The organism is Pseudarthrobacter sulfonivorans (assembly GCF_024391045.1).
Classification (GTDB): domain Bacteria; phylum Actinomycetota; class Actinomycetes; order Actinomycetales; family Micrococcaceae; genus Arthrobacter; species Arthrobacter sulfonivorans_B.
On sequence record NZ_JANFCZ010000009.1, the window covers coordinates 50,586 to 68,216 of the forward strand.

Here is a 17,631-nt window from a genome sequence, read left to right on the forward strand (position 1 = left end):
CTTCCCTCATGGCTGAGAACAAAACCCAGGTAACCGGCATGTCAGTGGACGAGTTCCTCGCTGCCGTGGAGCATCCCGTCCGGCACCGGGACGGCCTGCGGCTGCAGCAGCTGATGCGCGAGATCACTGGGGAAGAGCCTGAAATGTGGGGGCCGACCATCGTGGGCTTCGGACGGTACCACTACAAGTACGAAAGCGGCCGGGAGGGCGACGCTCCGGCCGTAGGCTTTTCGCCCCGCAAGGCCAGCCTGTCCCTATACGGGCTGCTCTACGGGCCCGAGGCCGCTGAGCTGCTGCCCCGGCTCGGAAAACACAAGACCGGTGCGGGCTGCCTGTATGTGAACAAGCTCGAGGACGTCGACGAGGCGGTGCTGGCCGAGCTGATCCGCACCGGCTACCGGCACGTCACCACTTTCCTGCACACCCCCTGACCCCGCGAGATGGCACTTAACGGCAGTGCGACGCGTCAACACTGCCGTTAAGTGCCATGTCAGCGCAGGGGAAGACGAGAAAACCCCCGCTGCCGGTTGGGGCAACGGGGGTTTTTCGTGCAGTTCAGGACTGGATAGCCGGAAAGGCTACTTGCCTGCCACTACGTTGAGTTCGATCACAGCGGCAACGTCGTCGTGGAGACGAACGTTGGCCTGGTAGGAACCAACCGACTTGATGTGTGCCGGCAGTTCAACCTTGCGCTTGTCGATTTTGCCGAGGCCAGCGGCCTCAACAGCGTCGGCTACGTCGGCCTGCTTGACGGTGCCGAACAGGCGTCCGGTCTCGCCAGCCTTGACAACGAGCTTGACCGGCTTGGAGGAGAGTGCAGCGGCCTGCTTCTGAGCGTCTTCCAGGGAAGCGTGCTCGCGGGCGGCACGGGCAGCCTTGATGGACTCAACCTGCTTCTCGCCACCCTTCGACCAGGTCAGGGCGAAGTTGCGGGGCAGCAGGTAGTTACGTGCGTAACCGTCCTTGACCTCAACAACGTCGCCAGCAGCACCGAGACCGGTTACTTCGTGGGTCAGAATGAGCTTTGCCATGTTAGTTAATCCCTTCCTTAGCCGCGGCCAGCGCCGGAGTAAGGCAGCAGAGCAACTTCGCGGGCGTTCTTGATTGCCTGGGCGATCTTGCGCTGTTCCTGCACCGTGACGCCAGTGACGCGACGGGCGCGGATCTTTCCGCGGTCGGAGATGAACTTGCGCAGCAATGCTACGTCCTTGTAGTCGATGACAGTGATGTCAGCGGCCTTCAAGGGGTTGGACTTTGGTTTGGGCTTACGGAGTTCAGCCTTAGCCATCGTGGAGCTCCTATTCTTTGGAGCCCGTGGATATTGATCCACGGGATGGTGGTGGTCCGACGACGGCAGTCACCGGGTGCGTTGCGGGCACCCGGGCGATCCCCGGCGTCGGGCCTGGAGTTTGGTTTAGAAGGGGGGTTCGGAATCGGGGCCGTTGCCCCAGCCGCCTGCGTTGGAGACGCCGGGCGTGGCCCAGGGATCCTCCTGTGCAGCCTGCTGGTTGCCGCCGCCCCAGCTTCCGCCGGAGTTGCCGCCCTGGTTTCCACCAGAGTTGCCTCCTCCGAAGCCACCGCCGCCGCCGTTGCCGCCGCCAAAGCCGCCCTGCCCACCCTGACCGCCGGAGCGCTGGGTGCGGTTGACCTTGGCGTTGGCGTAGCGCAGGCTCGGGCCGATTTCATCGACTTCGAGCTCAATAACGGTGCGCTTTTCGCCTTCCTTTGTTTCGTAGGAACGGCTCTTCAAACGGCCGGAAACGATCACGCGCATGCCCTTGGTGAGGGACTCCGCTACGTTCTCGGCCGCTTCACGCCACACCGCTGCGCGGAGGAACAGGGTTTCCCCGTCCTTCCACTCATTGGACTGGCGGTCAAAGGTGCGTGGGGTGGAAGCGATGGTGAAGTTCGCTACTGCCGAACCTGACGGTGTGAACCGCAATTCCGGGTCATTGGTGAGGTTACCGATGACCGTAATGGTGGTCTCGCCTGCCATCTACTGCCTCCTTGTTCGATCCTGGGTGAAGATTTCGATCCTGCGGGGTGAAGAATGAAGATTTGTGCCGAAATTACTCAGCAACAACCTTCTGCTCTTCGGGGCGGGTGATCTTGGTGCGCATGATGGTCTCGTTAAGAGACAGCTGGCGGTCAAGTTCCTTGGCGGTTTCCGGCTTGGCGGTGAAGTTCACCACTGCGTAGATACCTTCGGACTTCTTCTTGATTTCGTAAGCCAGGCGACGACGGCCCCAGATGTCAACCTTTTCGATGGTTCCACCATCGGTCGTGATGACGTTCAGGAACTTCTGAAGCGACGGCTCAACGGTACGCTCTTCGACCTCGGGGTCGATGATTACCATCAATTCGTAAGGACGCATATGTGAACCCACCTCCTTTGGGCTAAGCGGTTACGGCATTTCCGTAACAGGAGGTTCATTTGCGATGCCATGCGTGCCCGGCCAACGGAACGGAGGCAGGGCGCAGCACAGACTTCAATATCTTAGTGCATTTGGAACGGATAGGCGATTCGCGCTTGACTCAAGGCTAGGCGCCGGGTGCGGCGGAGCGGAAGCAGCGCGGCGCGTATGTGGAAAACCTGTCGACTTTCGAGTGCAGTCTGCCCGCAGGCCGGCTTCGTTTGGCCGAGGGTTACCGCAAAATCCGCAGAGTTGCGCCCTGCGACCCACACCACGGACTTCCCACTCATTTCGGTTTCCGGTTGGACATTAGGTTTGGTGAGGTAAGTATCCTTTGCGACGCTTCCCCGAGGGGCCTGCCATGACGAGACTGACCACCAGCCTGCGCGAATTCACGCCAATGAATAACCCGCGCCCAGGCCGGGTTATTGAGCGACTGAAGCGCTCCGGATTCTCCCAATTCGCTCGGTTCAGTGCTTTCAGACTCTCGCAGCGCATGGGTGCCCGCTTCAGCTGGAGAGACTTCGATCTACCGCTTCGGCCAAGCGACCTCATGGAGTCCGGAAGCCTGGACCTGGATCACGCCCCCGCCCTCAGCGGTCCCCTTCGCATTGGGTGGGTATGTACTGCTCCAGGGCCGGGCTCTGGCGGTCACACCACGTTGTTCCGCATGGTCAAGGGGCTGGAGGAACGTGGGCACTCGTGCACGCTGTTCCTCTACGATCACGACTCAAACGACGTGTCCGGGCGGATTGCCACCGTTCGTCGGTACTGGCCCGAGATGGAAGCTGACATACGCAGCGCGACTCCTGCGATCGATGGCGTAGACGCCGTCGTAGCCAGTTCATGGGCAACCGCTCATGTGGTTGCAGCCCTGGCACGGGGTCCCATCCATCGGTTCTACTTCATTCAGGACTATGAACCGTACTTTTATCCGCGCGGGGAGCTCTATTCCTTCGCCGAGGACACGTATAAATTCGGCTTCAGTAATATCGCTCTGGGGAATATGGTAGCCAAGCGCCTACAACTTGAGGCCCAGGTCAAGCCAGATTTCACAGTTCCCTTCGGCTGCGATACGGATATATACGGCCTCCAGGGCTTCGGTGACCGTCCCCCACGAAATGGCGTAGTTTTTTATGCTAGGCCGAACGCGGACAGACGCGGCTATCTGCTTGGGCGCCTTGCGATTGAGCTGTTTCATGAGCGGCACCCCGAACAACATATCCATGTGGTTGGCGACACAATCTCTGGATGGACCGTCCCAACAATCAACCATGGCAGGCTCAGTCCCGCCGAGTTGAATGTCCTGTTCAATCGGTCAATTACCGGCATCGCAATGTCCTTTACAAATGTCTCGCTCAGCGCGGAGGAAATGCTTGCAGCGGGATGCCTGCCAGTCATAAACGATTCCATAATGGCCAGGGCCGATCTGACATCCGAATTTGCACTCTGGACTCCTCCGGCACCAAAAAACGTGGCTGATGCCCTTTCTCGGGCAGTCGAACGCAGCGACCTGGAGACCAACGCCCGGCTCGCAGCCCTGTCGGTCCGGCGCGGGTGGGGCGAAACCCAGCGCCAGGTAGCGGAAGCCATAGAGAGTGTCTGCAATACCGGCTTGTAGCTGAGACTTTGTTGAGTACATATCCCCTCGGCCCAAGTGGTGGTACCTAGTTAGTTGAGTCGACAAGTACTGTGGTGCGCCAAAAAACGCCGGGCTACATTGTCAACCATCGGCTGGGTATCCGTGAATTTGGCCCCACAGTCAAGCAGCCGGCTGGCGGGCCTTGTGATGTGAAGTGCAGCGAATCTGCAGGTCTCCTTCTTTAATGAATGGGGACTTGATGTCGTTAATTGGCCGAAGCAAGGAGTTGGACCGGATCCTCGCGGTAATCCGGGGTCCGAAGGAATCAGCCCTCACAGTTGTCGGCAGGCGGGGAACGGGTAAGTCGGCGCTTTTGTCCGAAATTCCGCGGCTTTCTGAACACCGGACCGTCTTCCTGCGGGCAAGCGCTTCCGAGTCCGATTGGCCCCTCTCAGGCCTCACAGCGCTGCTGAACGGGATCGACGATCCCGTCCTGGGCCGGTTCGCCGACGAACTGCTGCGGGATGCTGTGGGCGCCATGGACGTCGCCGGCGTGGCCACCATACTGCTCAACGGACTTCATCAGCGCTCCTCCTCACGCACCATCGTGGTCATCGACGATGCCGACCAACTGGACCCCAGCAGCCAGGCCGTCATCGGATTTCTTGCCCGCCGCCTGACCGGAACGGACATCGCAATCGTTGCCAGCATCCGGGAAGACGTGCCGGACAGCCCGTTCGGGAGCCTCCCTGCCCTGCAGCTGAAGGCGCTGAACTACAACGACACCGTCCGGATGCTGGAGGCGATTCCTGCGCGTCAAAGTGCGACGACGGCGGTCCACGCGGTCGCCGCAGCGACCCAGGGAAACCCGCTTGCCGCCGTCGAGCTTTACACCTGCCTGCTGGAACGCCACGCCGAAGGAAAGTACGCGCTCCCCATTCCGCTGCCCTGCAAAGGAAGCTTTGAATCCGAATTCGCCGCAACGGTGGGCGCTCTCAGTCCGGCCGCCCGGCAGGCCCTCGACCTGATGTCACTGTCGTGCCGAAGCGACATCGCCACCCTCGAAAAGGTGCACGGCGAACTGTGGAGCGGGATGGACGAGCTCCTGGCCAACGGCATGGTGAGCCGGTCCGGTCCATATCTGCGCATTCAGGACCAGCTTCTGCGGGGATATGTTTTCGCCGCCATGTCGCCGTCGGTCCGCACCGCCGCCCACCGGGCCCTGGCGGAGGCAGCCAGCGAGAACGACCCCTACGCCCGCAGGTGGCATCTGAGCTTCAGCGCACTGGAGCGCCAGACGCCTTTCGGCCTCCTACGGTTTGCAGTGGACCTGATCCGTGCCGGTGAAGTGCCCTTCGCCGTGGAGTACATCGAGCGTGCGCTCACCATAAATCCCTGGGAAGCAGAGACGGCGGCGCGGCTCACCACCGTGGCCGAGTTGCTGTTCAACCGGGGGGAGTTTGTTTACGCCAAGCGATACCTGGACTGGGCGCGGCGGGTGACCCGCAACCCCGCCCTGATACTTCGGCTGACGGGCCTGGCCTTCGGAATCCAGTTCATCCAGGGTGCGGCCGTGCGGTCGAGCATGGTGCTGCGCCTCGTCAAGGAGTTCGGCCAGCACGACCCCGCATACGCAGCCACGTTGCTGTCCGTCAGCTCGCTCCATTACGCCGAGCGGTGGGAACTGGACGACGCTGTCAGCCTGCTGGACCACACCGACGGGTTCCGGGACTCCGCCTCCACGGAGTGCCTTGCGGTGGCCGACCGCGCCAAGCTCCTGATCGAGGCAATCAGGGGGAAAAGCGAGCACCTCGGCCGCAAGCACGACGCCGGCGGCACCGTCCCAAGCCTTCTGGTGCAGGGCCGCGCCCTGACCTATGCAGAGCACTACGAACTTGCCCGGGAGGCCTTCGCGATGGTGCGGAGTTCCTCGGGGGCCAGCAACATCAACTGGCGTGAGACCGCGGAATATCTCGCCGTGGACAACGAGGTCCGGGCCGGGAACGTCCGAACGGCCATCCGGCTCATCGAGGACCTTGAACTTACCGAACCCGAGACCAAATACCACCGCGGGATGCGGCACATTTTCCGGGTGTGGCGGGCGCATTCGCTGGGTGATGAGGCGCTGGCTCAGCTCTATGTTGCTGACGCCCACCATTTCTCCGGCGCGGACAGCCACCCTGCCATCACCGCCCAGCTGGCTGCCTGCCAGGGCCACTTTGCCCTGATGCGCGGCAACCTGGCTGAGTCCTGCGCCCAACTGTCCCGCGCCGCCGAGATCGGCATGAGGTTCGCGAACCCCACGCTGCTCCGCTGCGAAGCGGACCTTGTGGAGGTTCTGGTCCGCCTGGGGCGGCACCGCGAGGCAACCCAGGCCCTCTACCGGCTGGAGAGCCGCGCCGTGGGGCTGCGGTCCCCCTGGCTGCTGATGGCTGTAGCCCGCAGCCGCGCAATGCTGGCCGACGGCGAGCAGTCGCTGCAACTGTTCAACCAGGCACTGGAGGCCAGGAACGGCCACGATTCCCTGCTGGAGCGGGCCCGGACTTTGCTGTGTTACGCGGAGCGGCTCGGTGCCCTGGGCCGGCTGCGGGATGCCAGGGACGGTCTGTTGCGCGCAAAGGTGATGTTTGACGAGGCCGGCGCCGATGCCTGGACGCAGCACGTTGATTCGCTCCTTCTCGACGAGCGGACGGAGCCGCCACGTGCAGCCGGCAACCCGGCCTTGCTGATGCTGGCCGACCACGAGCGCGCCCTCGCGCAGATGGTGGCCCGCGGCATGCGCAACAAGGAAATCGCCGCCTCACTTTTCGTCTCCATCCGGACCGTGGAGGTGCGCCTGACGGCCATCTACCGCAAGCTCGGCGTGGAATCGCGGGCGCAATTGACAGCCTTGGCCGCCCGCAAGGACGCCGCCTCCCGGGAACCGTACGTCCTGCCGGTGGTCTAGGCTCCGACGCCCCATTGCAGGTACCCGCAGTTTCCGCAGTGTTCCTTGGCAGCACCCACATAGCCCCGGCATTTCCGGGGAACGGCCGCCGGATCGGGGCTAATTTTGCAGCACGGTCAGAGCAAAACAGCGCACACTCCGGGAAGGGGTCACCATGGTTGAAATTCCGGTCGCCCGGACCCGGCGAGCTGGTTTTGACTGGCCCGTTGCCTCCGTTGCTGCACAACGGAATGCAACAGCGCGGTTGGCGGCAGCAGAAGCCGCAGGAACCCGGTTTCTGCTGCCGCCAACTGCCGGCCCGGCCACGCCGGGCCGGAAAGCGGGGGCGGCGTGGATCGCCACGCACATCAATCTGCTCCGGGCCGCGGATACGCTCATGGTGGCAGGCGCCGTATGGGTCGGCGACCTCCTGTCCAGCGTGGGATTTGTTCCAGGGACCGAAAGCGCCAAGGGCGGCCTCCTCACCGCCGTCACCGTGGCGCTGCTCTGGCTTATGGCACTGGAAATCTATAGGACGCGCGATTCGAAGGTCCTTGGCGTCGGCGCTGACGAGTACAAGCGGGTTGCCTCGGCAACCTTGCGGATCTTCGGACTGATGGCCATCAGCGCCGTTGTCTTTTCCGTCCACGGCGGAGGCCCTTTCCTGACAGTGTCACTGCCGCTGGGCCTGGCGGCCCTGACCGCGAACCGGTGGGCGTTCCGACGCCGGCTGACCAAGGAAAAGGACCGCGGCCGCCACCTCTCCCGGGCCGTCGTCGTCGGAGAACCGGAGGACGTCCGCTACGTGGTTCAACAGGTGGCCAAAAAATCAGGTCCGGTGTACGAAATCCTGGGAGTCTGCCTCCCCGGAGCCCGGCGCGGAGGGAAACTGCACGTAGACGGCCGTCAGATCCCCATTCTCTCGTCCACGGACGACATCGCCCGGACAGTTCGCCTCTCCGACGCCGATTCCGTCATCGTGGCCGGACCCCTGCCGGGGGGAAACAGGTTCATCCGTGAGCTCGGCTGGAAACTCGAGGAATGCGCGGCGGAAATGGTCCTGGCGGCCACGCTGACCAACGTCGCGGGTCCCCGCATCCATTGGCGGCCCGTTGAAGGCCTGCCTCTGATGCATGTGGACATTCCGCAGTATTCGGGTGGAAAGCACGTCCTGAAGCGGGTGGTGGATGTGGCGATGGCGTTCGGTGCCCTCCTGGCGCTGTCGCCACTGCTCCTGGTGCTGGCCCTCATCGTGCGGCTGGACAGCCCCGGGCCGGTCCTCTTCCGCCAGGACCGGGTGGGCAAGGACGGCCGCCACTTCGGGATGTTCAAGTTCCGGTCCATGGTGGTGGACGCAGAGGCCCGCCTGGCGGCATTGAACCAGCAAAATGAGGGCGCCGGCGTGCTGTTCAAGCTCCGTGATGATCCCCGGGTTACCCGGTGCGGCCGCTGGATGCGCAAGTACTCGCTCGATGAGCTTCCCCAGCTCTGGAATGTTGTCCTGGGAAACATGAGCATGGTGGGACCGCGCCCGCCGCTGGACCGCGAAGTCAGCGGCTATGAACGCCACACCCACCGGCGGCTGCTGATCAAACCGGGAATCACCGGCCTGTGGCAGATCAATGGCCGCTCAGACCTTGCCTGGGAAGAGGCCGTCCGGCTGGACCTCTATTACGTCGAGAACTGGTCCATCGCCGGGGACCTGCTCATCTTGTGGCGGACATTCCGCGCAGTCATCAAGCCATCCGGCGCCTACTAGCACCGACTCCCTGGAAAGGAAGCGACATGAGGACATTCCCCAATCCGTTCCACGCCCCCACTCACCGGCAGACGACACCGAAACTGAAGATCGCCGTCGTCGGAGCCGGTTACTGGGGGCCGAATCTCGCCCGCAACCTGCAGGCCAGTCCCGACTGGGATCTGGTGGCGATCTGTGATCTGGACATCGAGCGGGCGGCACAACTGGCCGGGTCCCTAGGTGGCATATCCGTCGTCGAATCCCTTGACGAACTCCTGGACACCTTCGACGTGGACGCTGTAGCGATCGCCACGCCGGCCCGCACCCATTACGGCACAGTCATGACGGCGCTCCGTGCCGGCAAGCACGTCCTGGTGGAAAAGCCGCTCGCGGACAGCCGGGCCCACGGCCTGGAGATGGTGGCTGAGGCCGAAGCGAACGGCTTGGTGCTGATGGCGGACCATACATACTGCTACACGCCTGCGGTCCTCAAGATGCAGGAACTGGTGCAGGAAGGTTCGCTGGGCGAAATCCTGTTCGTTGACTCCATCAGGATCAACCTAGGGCTCGTCCAACCCGATGTGGACGTGTTCTGGGACCTGGCGCCGCACGACCTGGCCATCCTGGACTTTGTCCTTCCCGGCGGCCTGAACCCTGCCGAGGTGTCCGCGTTCGGAGCGGACCCGCTGGGTACCGGGCGCGACTGCGTGGGCCACCTGAATTTCAAACTGCCCAACGACGCCACCGCCCACGTGAACGTGAACTGGCTGAGTCCAACCAAGATCCGGCAAATGGTGATCGGCGGATCACTGCGGACGCTCGTCTGGGACGACCTGAACCCGCAGCAGCGGCTCAGCGTTTACGACCGGGGCGTCAGCCTGGACCGGCAGGCCAAGTCGGCCGGGGAAAGAAAGGCATCGGCAATTTCCTACCGGCTCGGCGACACGTGGTCGCCGGCGCTTCCGGAAAGGGAGGCATTGGGCCAGGTGGTTGAAGAACTGGCTTCCTGCATTCGGAACGGACGGGAGGCCCGAACGGGGGGTTCCTCCGGCCTGCGGGTCCTGTCCGTACTTGAAGCGGTGACGCACAGCCTGAGCATGGACGGGCAGTCCGCACCTGTGGCCGGGTACGAAATGGCCGGCGCAGGAGCACAGCTGGGGAGTGCGCTGTGACTGAGCTCCAGGGGGCCAATGTCCTGGTGACCGGCGGCGCCGGAACGATCGGCTCAACACTGGTGGATGCCCTCCTGCGCGAGGGGGTGCACCGGATTGACGTGCTGGATAATCTTGTCCGCGGCCGGCTTGACAACCTGGAGCAGGCGCTGGAAACCGGGCAGGTTGAGCTCATCCGAGGCGACATCGGCGACCGGGACCTGGTTCACGATCTCACCAAGGGCAAGGACCTGGTCTTCCACCAGGCAGCCATCCGGATCACGCAGTGCGCTGAGGAACCCCGGCTCGCCCTCGAGGTGATGGTGGACGGAACTTTCAACATCCTTGAGGCCGCGGCAGAGCACCGGGTGGAAAAGCTCATCGCAGCCTCCAGTGCCTCTGTGTACGGCATGGCGGAGGAATTTCCCACCACGGAACGCCACCACCATGCCAATAACGACACCTTTTACGGCGCCGCCAAGTCCTTCAACGAAGGGATGGCCCGCAGCTTCCGCGCCATGACGGGACTGGATTACGTGCTGCTGCGTTATTTCAACGTGTACGGACCCCGGATGGATGTCCATGGCCTCTACACCGAGGTCCTGGTCCGGTGGATGGAACGGATCATGGACGGCAAACCGCCGCTGATCTTCGGCAACGGCATGCAGACGATGGACTTCGTGTACACCGCAGACGTGGCCCGGGCCAACGTGCTGGCCGCCGCGAGCGGCGTCAGCGAAGGCATCTACAACGTGGCAAGCGGAACCGAGACCAGCCTGCTGGAAATGGCGCAGGCACTGCTGCGCGTCATGTGTTCGGATCTGGTCGTCGAACACGGCCCGGACCGGGCGGTCAACAGCGTGGTCCGCCGGCTGGCCGACACCACGGCTGCGCGGCAGGACCTGGGATTCAAGGCAGAGGTGGAACTCGAAGAAGGACTCCGCGAACTTGTCAGCTGGTGGAAGCCGCTGCGGGAGGAAATCGCCGCCGGCAGGAAGGCTGGTGCCCGATGACTGCAGAAGCAGCAGTTGCCCGGATAAACGTCATGAAGCCGTGGCTCGGTGAGGAAGAGGCGCAGGCACTGGCGGAGGTGGTGGCCTCCGGCTGGGTGGCGCAGGGTCCGAAGGTCAAGGAATTTGAGGCGGCTTTCGGGGCCTCGCAGGAAGTCCATCACGCCGTCGCGACCTCCAGTTGCACCACAGCGCTGCATCTGGCGCTGGTGGTGGCCGGCATCGGTCCGGGGGATGACGTGGTGGTGCCTTCGCTGTCCTTCATTGCCACTGCCAACGCCGTGACGTATGTGGGGGCGCGTCCCATCTTCTGCGACGTCGACGCTGCCACCGGCAACGTGACTGCCGAGACGATCCACGCGGCGCTGACGCTGGACACCCGCGCCGTGATCATTGTTGACCAGGGCGGTGTGCCGGTGGACCTGGATCCCATCCGCGAACTCTGCGACCGGCACGAGATTACGGTCATCGAAGACGCCGCCTGCGCCGTCGGGTCCCAATATAAGGGCCGCCCGGTGGGCACCGGGGCGGACGTGACCGTCTGGTCGTTCCACCCGCGCAAGATTCTCACCACCGGCGAAGGCGGGATGCTCACCACGAAGCGGGCTGACTGGGCCGCGCGCGCCCGGACCCTGCGGGAACATTCAATGAGTGTCTCCGCGACTGACCGGCACGGTTCGTTGCTGGCACCGCCGGAGGTCTACCTCGAAGTCGGCTTCAACTACCGGATGACCGACCTGCAGGCCGCCGTCGGGATGGTGCAGCTGCGGCGGCTTGGTCAGATCGTGAAGCGGCGCCGCGAAATAGCCGCCGAATACGTGGCGGGACTGGCGGGGGTCAGGGGCCTGCGGTTCATGTCTGATCCCCCCTACGGCACCACCAACTTCCAGTCCTTCTGGGTCGAGGTCCTGCCGACTTTCGGAACGAGCCGCGACGGCCTGTTGTCCCGCCTCGCGGACGCCGGCATTTCGGCCAGGCGTGGCATCATGGCCGCGCACCGCCAGCCCGCGTACCGTGGTCGCGACACGGGCAACGCGGGGCTGCGGCACACCGAGCGGATGACGGACCGGACACTCATCCTGCCCGTATTCCACGAGTTGGACACCGTCAGCATGAACCGGGTCATCAACACGATCCGAGCCGCCGCACAAGGAGCAGGCACGTGAGTGAACTGATTCTGATCGCAGCGAGTGGCCTTGCCCGTGAGGTTCTGGCCATGGTGCGCAGCAGCGGCCAATACGACGTCGTAGGCCTGCTCGACGACGACAGGGAAATGGCGGGCGTCACCGTCGACGGGGCGCCCGTCCTGGGAACCATCGACGACGCGGCCAAATACACGCACGCGTTTATCCTGGTCTGCCTGGGCTCCGGAAAAGCACGGGAAATGGTGGTGGACAGGCTCAGCGTCATGGGGCTGCATGAGGCCCGGTACGCTACGGCGATCGACCCCTCGGTGCAGTACCCGGAAGGGTGCCGGATCGGCCGGGGAAGCATCCTGCTGCGCAACGTCACGCTGACAGCCTCGGTTACCCTGGGTTCGCACGTGGTGGCCATGCCGTCGGTAACGTTCACGCACGACGACGACGTGGCGGACTTCGCGACCTTCGCCGCCGGTGCGTCCCTGGGCGGCGGTGTCCGGGTTGGCCGGGCAGCTTACCTGGGAATGAATTCCAGCGTCCGCGAGCGGACATCGGTGGGAGCCTACGCCACGGTGGGCATGGGTGCCGCGGTGCTCAGCAACGTGCCCGACGGCGAAACCTGGGTTGGCGTCCCGGCCCACGAGATAGAGCGGGAAGCGTTCGGATACGGAGGTGCGGTGTGAGCGCAGAGGTTACGGTCCGGACGGACGCTGCCGTGCCGTTGGTCGATCTGGTCGCCCAGCAGGCGGATGTGCACACGGAGGTCATGGAGGGACTCGCGGAGGTCTTCCGCACGGCAGCGTTCATCGGCGGCCCGGCCGTGGCGGAGTTCGAGGCAGCCTACGCATCATTTGTTGGCGCCCGCCACTGTGTGGGCGTGGCGAATGGAACGGACGCACTTGAGCTGGCCTTGCGGGCGGCCGGGGTGGGTCCAGGCGACGAGGTGATTATTCCGGCTAACACGTTCATCGCGACGGCGGAGGCCGCCAGCAGGATCGGGGCCGTCCCGGTGCCTGTGGATGTCGATCCTGAGTATCTGCTGATCGACCCGGATGCCGTCGCGGCCGCTGTCACACCCCGCACCCGGGCCATTGTTCCGGTGCATCTGTTCGGGCAAACGGCCTTTGTGGAGCGGCTTATTCCCATTGCTTCGGACTGCGGTGCCGTGATCGTGGAGGACGCCGCACAGTCGCAGGGTGCCACCAGGTTTGGCCGTTCGGCGGGGACGCTGGGGCTGGCTGCCGGAACCAGCTTCTACCCGGGCAAGAACCTCGGTGCTGCCGGGGATGCGGGTGCCGTGATAACGGACGACGACGGCGTGGCTGAGCGGGTGCGGATGATCGGCTCCCACGGGAGTTCCGTGAAATACCGGCACGACGCCGTTGGTTTTAACTCGCGGCTGGACACCATCCAGGCAGTGGTGCTTCGGACCAAGCTGGCACGGTTGGCGGAGTGGAACCTTCGGCGGCGCGCAGCCGCGGAACGGTATACGGCGCTTCTTGCCGGCGTGCCAGGTGTCCAGGTTCCACGCGAAGCCCCCGGCAACGTCGATGTTTGGCACCTGTATGTGGTTCGGGTTCCCGACCGGGATGCCATCCTCGCCGCCTTGCAGGCCGCAGGAATCCAGGCCGGGGTCCACTACCCGGTGCCGGTACACCTCAGTGGGGCGTATACCTCCTCTGGGAAGGGCGTAGGTTCTTTCCCGGTTGCCGAGGAGGCCGCCGGCCGGATCCTGTCCCTGCCCCTGTTTCCGCATCTCAGGGCGAATGAGCAGGACGAAGTCGCCAAGCAACTCATCAGCGCGTTAGGCCGGCTGTGATGGCATCCAGTTACGCGCTCTCGCCCACTCCAGCGTTTGGTAGCCGCTAGTGAACAGTCAGCCCGGGTCCCTGTCGTCTGCCTCGCTCGAAGCCAAGGCTCAACGTGGAGCAATGTGGAGCGGCATCAACATGCTCGTAACCAAGCTGGGCGGCATAGCCATCACTGTGGTGGTCGTCCGGATCATCTCCCCCCATGACTTCGGCGTATTTGCGGCAGCCCTGATAGTCCACACCATTGTTTCTTCGTGTGCCGAGCTGGGCGTCTCATCCTGTGTTGCCCGCAGGGACCTGAGACTGGAAGACACCGCACCCACTGTGGCGGCCGTTTCGCTGATAACTGGAACACTGTTCGCAGCAATTGTCTTCGGCCTGGCAGCGCCCATTGCTGCCCTTCTCGGGGCGCCCGACGCCGAAGGGCCGATCCAGGTGCTCGCTATTTGCGTCCTCCTCACCGGCCTTTTTGCCGTGCCGGGCGCAATGATGACACGGGATTTCCGGCAGGACCGCCTCTTTCTGGCAAACCTCATCGCCTTTGTCCCCGCCAACGGACTGCTCATCCTACTGGCGATTGGCGGAGATGGCGCCATGGCGTTCGCGTGGTCCCGAGTTGTCGGCCAAATATGCGTGGGGCTAGTTACGCTGTACTCGGCCAAGCGCCATTTCTGGCCACGCATCGACAAAGTCCAAATCCTGCCGATCCTTAAGTTTGGGCTGCCCCTGGCTGGCGCAAACCTGATAAATTACACCCTCCTCAACGCCGACTTCGCCTTCATCGGAAGGATCTTGGGCCCTGCCCTGCTGGGCGTATATGTACTCGCCTTCAATGTGGCCTCGTGGTCGTCTTCCGTTCTGGGTTCCACGATCAACAGCGTAGCCATGTCGGCATTCTCCGAGTCCGGCGCCGATCCGGACCACCTGCGCGACAAGCTTGCGCGGTGGGCCCGCCTGACGGCGCTGGTGGCCTGTCCTCTGGCCGCAATGACAACCATCCTCTCAACCGACATCGTCATCGGCCTGTACGGCGAAAAATGGGTCGGTGCCGGCGAAATTTTGGCCGTCCTTGCAGTCTATGGAGCGCTATTCACTACCAGTCTGCTGCTGTCCAACTTGCTCGTGGCCACCGGACAGTCATGGCGGGTGCTGCTGATACAAGTCGCCTGGCTATCTACCCTGGTACCCACAATGTGGATCAGCGTCTCAACCTTTGGAGTGCTGGGTGCGGCGTGGGCTCACGTCTTCGTCATCGGATGCATTGTCCTTCCAAGCTATCTATGGGCCCTCCGGTCCGTCGTGCCAAACCTGGCAGGTCTCCTCGGCCGCGCAACGGGCGGTCCGGCAATTGCTTCCATTGCAGCCGCGGTCGCAGCCGCGATGGCGACTATCCCCATCACTGGCGCGTGGTGGCGAATTGGAGTCGCGAGCGTGGTGGGACTGGTGGTGTACCTGGCCGCTGCATTGCCTTTCGCAGGCGGCGTCCTCGCCATGGAGAGCGACTCGAAATTCGGCAGATACGTTGCGTTCACTGCGCGCTTGCTGGCCAAAACCCGTAGGAGGACCACTTGACCACTCCGAACAGGATCGGGCTCCTTTACCCGCAGCGCGACCCACGCTTTCCGGGGAACTGGTCAGGCACGCCCAGCGGCTTGGCGGTGGGCGTGGAAGCCTGCGGATTCGAGGTTGTCCCCATCGGGGTGGAGATCCCCTGGGTCGTCAATGCCGGCGTCTCCCTTCTCTCACGCAGCACAGGCCGCACCGGCCCCGTTGCCGATCGCATGCCGGTCCGGCAATTGGCCAGAACCGTCGCCCTCTCACGCGCCCTGGGCAAGTCAGGACTTCTCGATGGCATCATCGCCATGGGCACCGAAATGTACAACCTGGACTCTGTTGTCCGATCCTCTATCCCCTGTGCGACCTACGATGACGGCACGCTGATCCAGATGTGGCGAAACGCCGACTCCGATATCCGCGGACTGAAAATTCCTGTGCGTCATCTTCGCCGCTGGTTTGCAAATCAGGCCTCCTCGTCGCGGACAGCAGATGTTTGCTGCGTCAGCACATCGTGGGCCTCGCGCTCTTTCATCGAGGACTATGGCATAGCTCCCGGCCGGGTCCGCGTCGTAGGAATGGGCCATATGCCCCGTGGTTCCGCGAGACCGGTGGAACGCGACTGGACGCGGCCGCGGTTCCTTTTCGTGGGCGTCGACTGGCGGCGCAAAAACGGGGAGGCGGTACTGGAATCTTTCAGGAGGCTGCGACGGCAGTTTCCGGATGCCACCCTGGATCTTGTGGGCCAACATCCCAAGGTCGTTGAACCGGGAGTCCGCGATCATGGGTTTCTGCCGCGCGAGGATCAAGCAGCCCAGGCCCTGCTGGCAGGCCTCTTCGCTGCCGCCACAGCCTTTGTGCTTCCGAGCCGCTTCGACCCGTCACCGATTGCCTATCTCGAGGCCGCATCGGCCGGGCTGCCCGTCATCGCAACCACCGAGGGAGGCGCAGGCGAGCTCTTGGGACCGGCGGCGCTGACAGTTCACCCGGACGATTCAGCTGCGCTCTTCGGTGCCATGGTACAGCTGTGTGATTCGCGGACGGCGCGATTGATGGGCAGTGAGGCCCGGGTACGCGCGGGTGCTTCATCCTGGCATGACGTTGCAGGACGCGTGCTCGCGTGCCTGGGAATTCCGGATCCAACACCATCATCCACGACGGCGGTGAAGTGATGAAGATCCAGATGGCCCGGCTGACGCCGGTTGGGGGCCCGTTCCCCACCGTCACTGTCGTCGTGCCGTCCTACAACTACGCCCGCTTCCTACCCGCCTGCGTCCAGAGCGTCCTGGACCAGCCCGCCGTGGACGTCAGGGTCCACATCATTGATGATGCCTCCACCGACCATACTGTCCGGGTCTGCCAGGAACTCGCGGCACAGGACCCTCGTGTAGCCGTGACACGACATTCCGTTAACCGCGGACACATTGCCACCTACAACGAGGGCTTGGCCGCGGCAGAAACAGATTATGTCGTGTTGCTGTCAGCGGATGATTTGCTGACTCCCGGTTCGCTGCACCGCGCCAGCTCCCTGATGGAAAGAAATCCCGCGCTGGGTCTTGTGTATGGGCATCCGGTGGAATTCACCGGCGAGCCCCCGCAGACCCATTCGGGATCCCGCACGTGGAGCACATGGCGGGGACGGAGCTGGATCCGGGCGCAGTTTCGCCGCGGGTTGAGCATCATCTACTGTCCGGAGGCGGTAGTCCGGACGTCCGTACAGCATCAGGTCGGCTACTATCGCCCTGAGCTGCCGCATTCAGGCGATCTGGAGATGTGGCTTCGAATTGCCGAGGTATCCGACGTCGGCCGAATCAACGGGGCCGACCAAGCACTCCGGCGGGCACATCCGGCCAGCATGATGAGGACGCAATTCGGCACAGTGGTCAGGGATCTGCAGGAGCGCCAACGCGCTTATCTGAGCTTCCTCCAGGCATCCGGTCTTCCCCGCGCCACGAAACAGGAACTTCTTGAACTTGTCAGTCGAAGGCAGTGTGAGGAGGCGCTCGACTGGGTCATCAGCCAGATGGACAACCCGCCTGCGGACGGAAGCCTGCTGGCGGCAGTGGAATACGCGCAGTCAGCCTACGCAGGACATCGTGGCCTACCACTCTGGCAGGCGTATCAGTCCCGCACCGGCAGCGGATGCCGGACGCCAGTCGCCGACGGCGTGCTCACCAATTACGGCACATGGTCAAGGAACATGGGAAACCGGATACGGTGGCAGAGGTGGCGCCGCTTCGGAATCTGATCATGGAAGTTGGCACCGCCAGGAGGGTGGTGGCTCCTGCCATGCGGATGTCCTGTCC

The 17,631-nt window shown here is 63.6% G+C and carries 16 protein-coding genes; 12 read left to right on the forward strand and 4 right to left on the reverse strand.

The genetic code is table 11. The annotated features are described in order from the left end of the window. The first annotated feature begins 8 nt into the window (after positions 1-8). Positions 9-431 carry a DUF1801 domain-containing protein gene (locus tag NQJ30_RS08130; protein WP_255769379.1) on the forward strand — a complete coding sequence of 141 codons (423 nt, stop codon included), beginning with the start codon at positions 9-11 and terminating at the stop codon, positions 429-431. A gap of 147 nt (positions 432-578) precedes the next feature. On the opposite strand, the gene rplI is transcribed toward NQJ30_RS08130, so the two are convergent. The 4 genes from rplI to rpsF all read right to left on the reverse strand — a co-directional run bounded on the left by rplI (position 579) and on the right by rpsF (position 2,375). Then, on the reverse strand, positions 579-1,031 hold the full coding sequence (rplI, locus tag NQJ30_RS08135) for a 50S ribosomal protein L9 (protein ID WP_255769380.1): 453 nt from the start codon (positions 1,029-1,031) through the stop codon (positions 579-581). Positions 1,032-1,048: 17 nt separating this feature from the next. Then, positions 1,049-1,288, reverse strand: a complete 240-nt coding sequence (gene rpsR, locus NQJ30_RS08140; protein ID WP_003800144.1) for a 30S ribosomal protein S18 — start codon at positions 1,286-1,288, stop codon at positions 1,049-1,051. A 126-nt stretch (positions 1,289-1,414) separates the two neighbouring features. Further along, positions 1,415-1,996 carry a single-stranded DNA-binding protein gene (locus tag NQJ30_RS08145; protein ID WP_255769382.1) on the reverse strand — a complete coding sequence of 194 codons (582 nt, stop codon included), beginning with the start codon at positions 1,994-1,996 and terminating at the stop codon, positions 1,415-1,417. Positions 1,997-2,069: 73 nt separating this feature from the next. Continuing rightward, positions 2,070-2,375: a 30S ribosomal protein S6 gene (gene rpsF / locus NQJ30_RS08150; protein WP_078107099.1), complete on the reverse strand. Its 306-nt coding sequence runs from the start codon at positions 2,373-2,375 to the stop codon at positions 2,070-2,072. A 400-nt stretch (positions 2,376-2,775) separates the two neighbouring features. Between rpsF and NQJ30_RS08155 the strand changes: the two genes are divergently transcribed. The 11 genes from NQJ30_RS08155 (at position 2,776) to NQJ30_RS08205 (ending at position 17,573) form a co-directional block, all read left to right on the forward strand. Next, positions 2,776-4,035, forward strand: coding sequence for a rhamnosyltransferase WsaF family glycosyltransferase (locus NQJ30_RS08155; protein ID WP_255769386.1), 1,260 nt, complete (start codon positions 2,776-2,778; stop codon positions 4,033-4,035). Positions 4,036-4,255: 220 nt separating this feature from the next. Continuing rightward, on the forward strand, positions 4,256-6,943 hold the full coding sequence (locus tag NQJ30_RS08160; RefSeq protein ID WP_255769388.1) for a helix-turn-helix transcriptional regulator: 2,688 nt from the start codon (positions 4,256-4,258) through the stop codon (positions 6,941-6,943). Between the two features lie 154 nt (positions 6,944-7,097). Then, positions 7,098-8,681 (forward strand): sugar transferase, encoded by a 1,584-nt coding sequence (locus NQJ30_RS08165; RefSeq protein ID WP_255769389.1) that lies wholly within the window; start codon positions 7,098-7,100, stop codon positions 8,679-8,681. Between the two features lie 26 nt (positions 8,682-8,707). After that, positions 8,708-9,832: a Gfo/Idh/MocA family protein gene (locus tag NQJ30_RS08170; RefSeq protein WP_255769390.1), complete on the forward strand. Its 1,125-nt coding sequence runs from the start codon at positions 8,708-8,710 to the stop codon at positions 9,830-9,832. Beyond that, on the forward strand, positions 9,829-10,824 hold the full coding sequence (locus NQJ30_RS08175) for an NAD-dependent epimerase/dehydratase family protein (RefSeq protein ID WP_255769391.1): 996 nt from the start codon (positions 9,829-9,831) through the stop codon (positions 10,822-10,824). The genes NQJ30_RS08170 and NQJ30_RS08175 overlap by 4 nt, the downstream gene beginning before the upstream one ends. Next, positions 10,821-11,987: a DegT/DnrJ/EryC1/StrS family aminotransferase gene (locus NQJ30_RS08180; protein WP_255769392.1), complete on the forward strand. Its 1,167-nt coding sequence runs from the start codon at positions 10,821-10,823 to the stop codon at positions 11,985-11,987. Before NQJ30_RS08175 ends, NQJ30_RS08180 begins: the two co-directional genes overlap by 4 nt. After that, positions 11,984-12,643: an acetyltransferase gene (locus NQJ30_RS08185; protein ID WP_255769394.1), complete on the forward strand. Its 660-nt coding sequence runs from the start codon at positions 11,984-11,986 to the stop codon at positions 12,641-12,643. Before NQJ30_RS08180 ends, NQJ30_RS08185 begins: the two co-directional genes overlap by 4 nt. Next, positions 12,640-13,779, forward strand: coding sequence for a DegT/DnrJ/EryC1/StrS family aminotransferase (locus NQJ30_RS08190; protein ID WP_255769395.1), 1,140 nt, complete (start codon positions 12,640-12,642; stop codon positions 13,777-13,779). The genes NQJ30_RS08185 and NQJ30_RS08190 overlap by 4 nt, the downstream gene beginning before the upstream one ends. A gap of 112 nt (positions 13,780-13,891) precedes the next feature. Next, positions 13,892-15,343 (forward strand): oligosaccharide flippase family protein, encoded by a 1,452-nt coding sequence (locus tag NQJ30_RS08195; protein WP_255769396.1) that lies wholly within the window; start codon positions 13,892-13,894, stop codon positions 15,341-15,343. After that, a complete protein-coding gene (locus tag NQJ30_RS08200) occupies positions 15,340-16,497 on the forward strand; it encodes a glycosyltransferase family 4 protein (protein ID WP_255769397.1) in 1,158 nt (385 codons plus the stop codon). Before NQJ30_RS08195 ends, NQJ30_RS08200 begins: the two co-directional genes overlap by 4 nt. After that, positions 16,446-17,573 (forward strand): glycosyltransferase family 2 protein, encoded by a 1,128-nt coding sequence (locus tag NQJ30_RS08205; RefSeq protein WP_255769398.1) that lies wholly within the window; start codon positions 16,446-16,448, stop codon positions 17,571-17,573. The genes NQJ30_RS08200 and NQJ30_RS08205 overlap by 52 nt, the downstream gene beginning before the upstream one ends. Positions 17,574-17,631 lie beyond the last annotated feature (58 nt).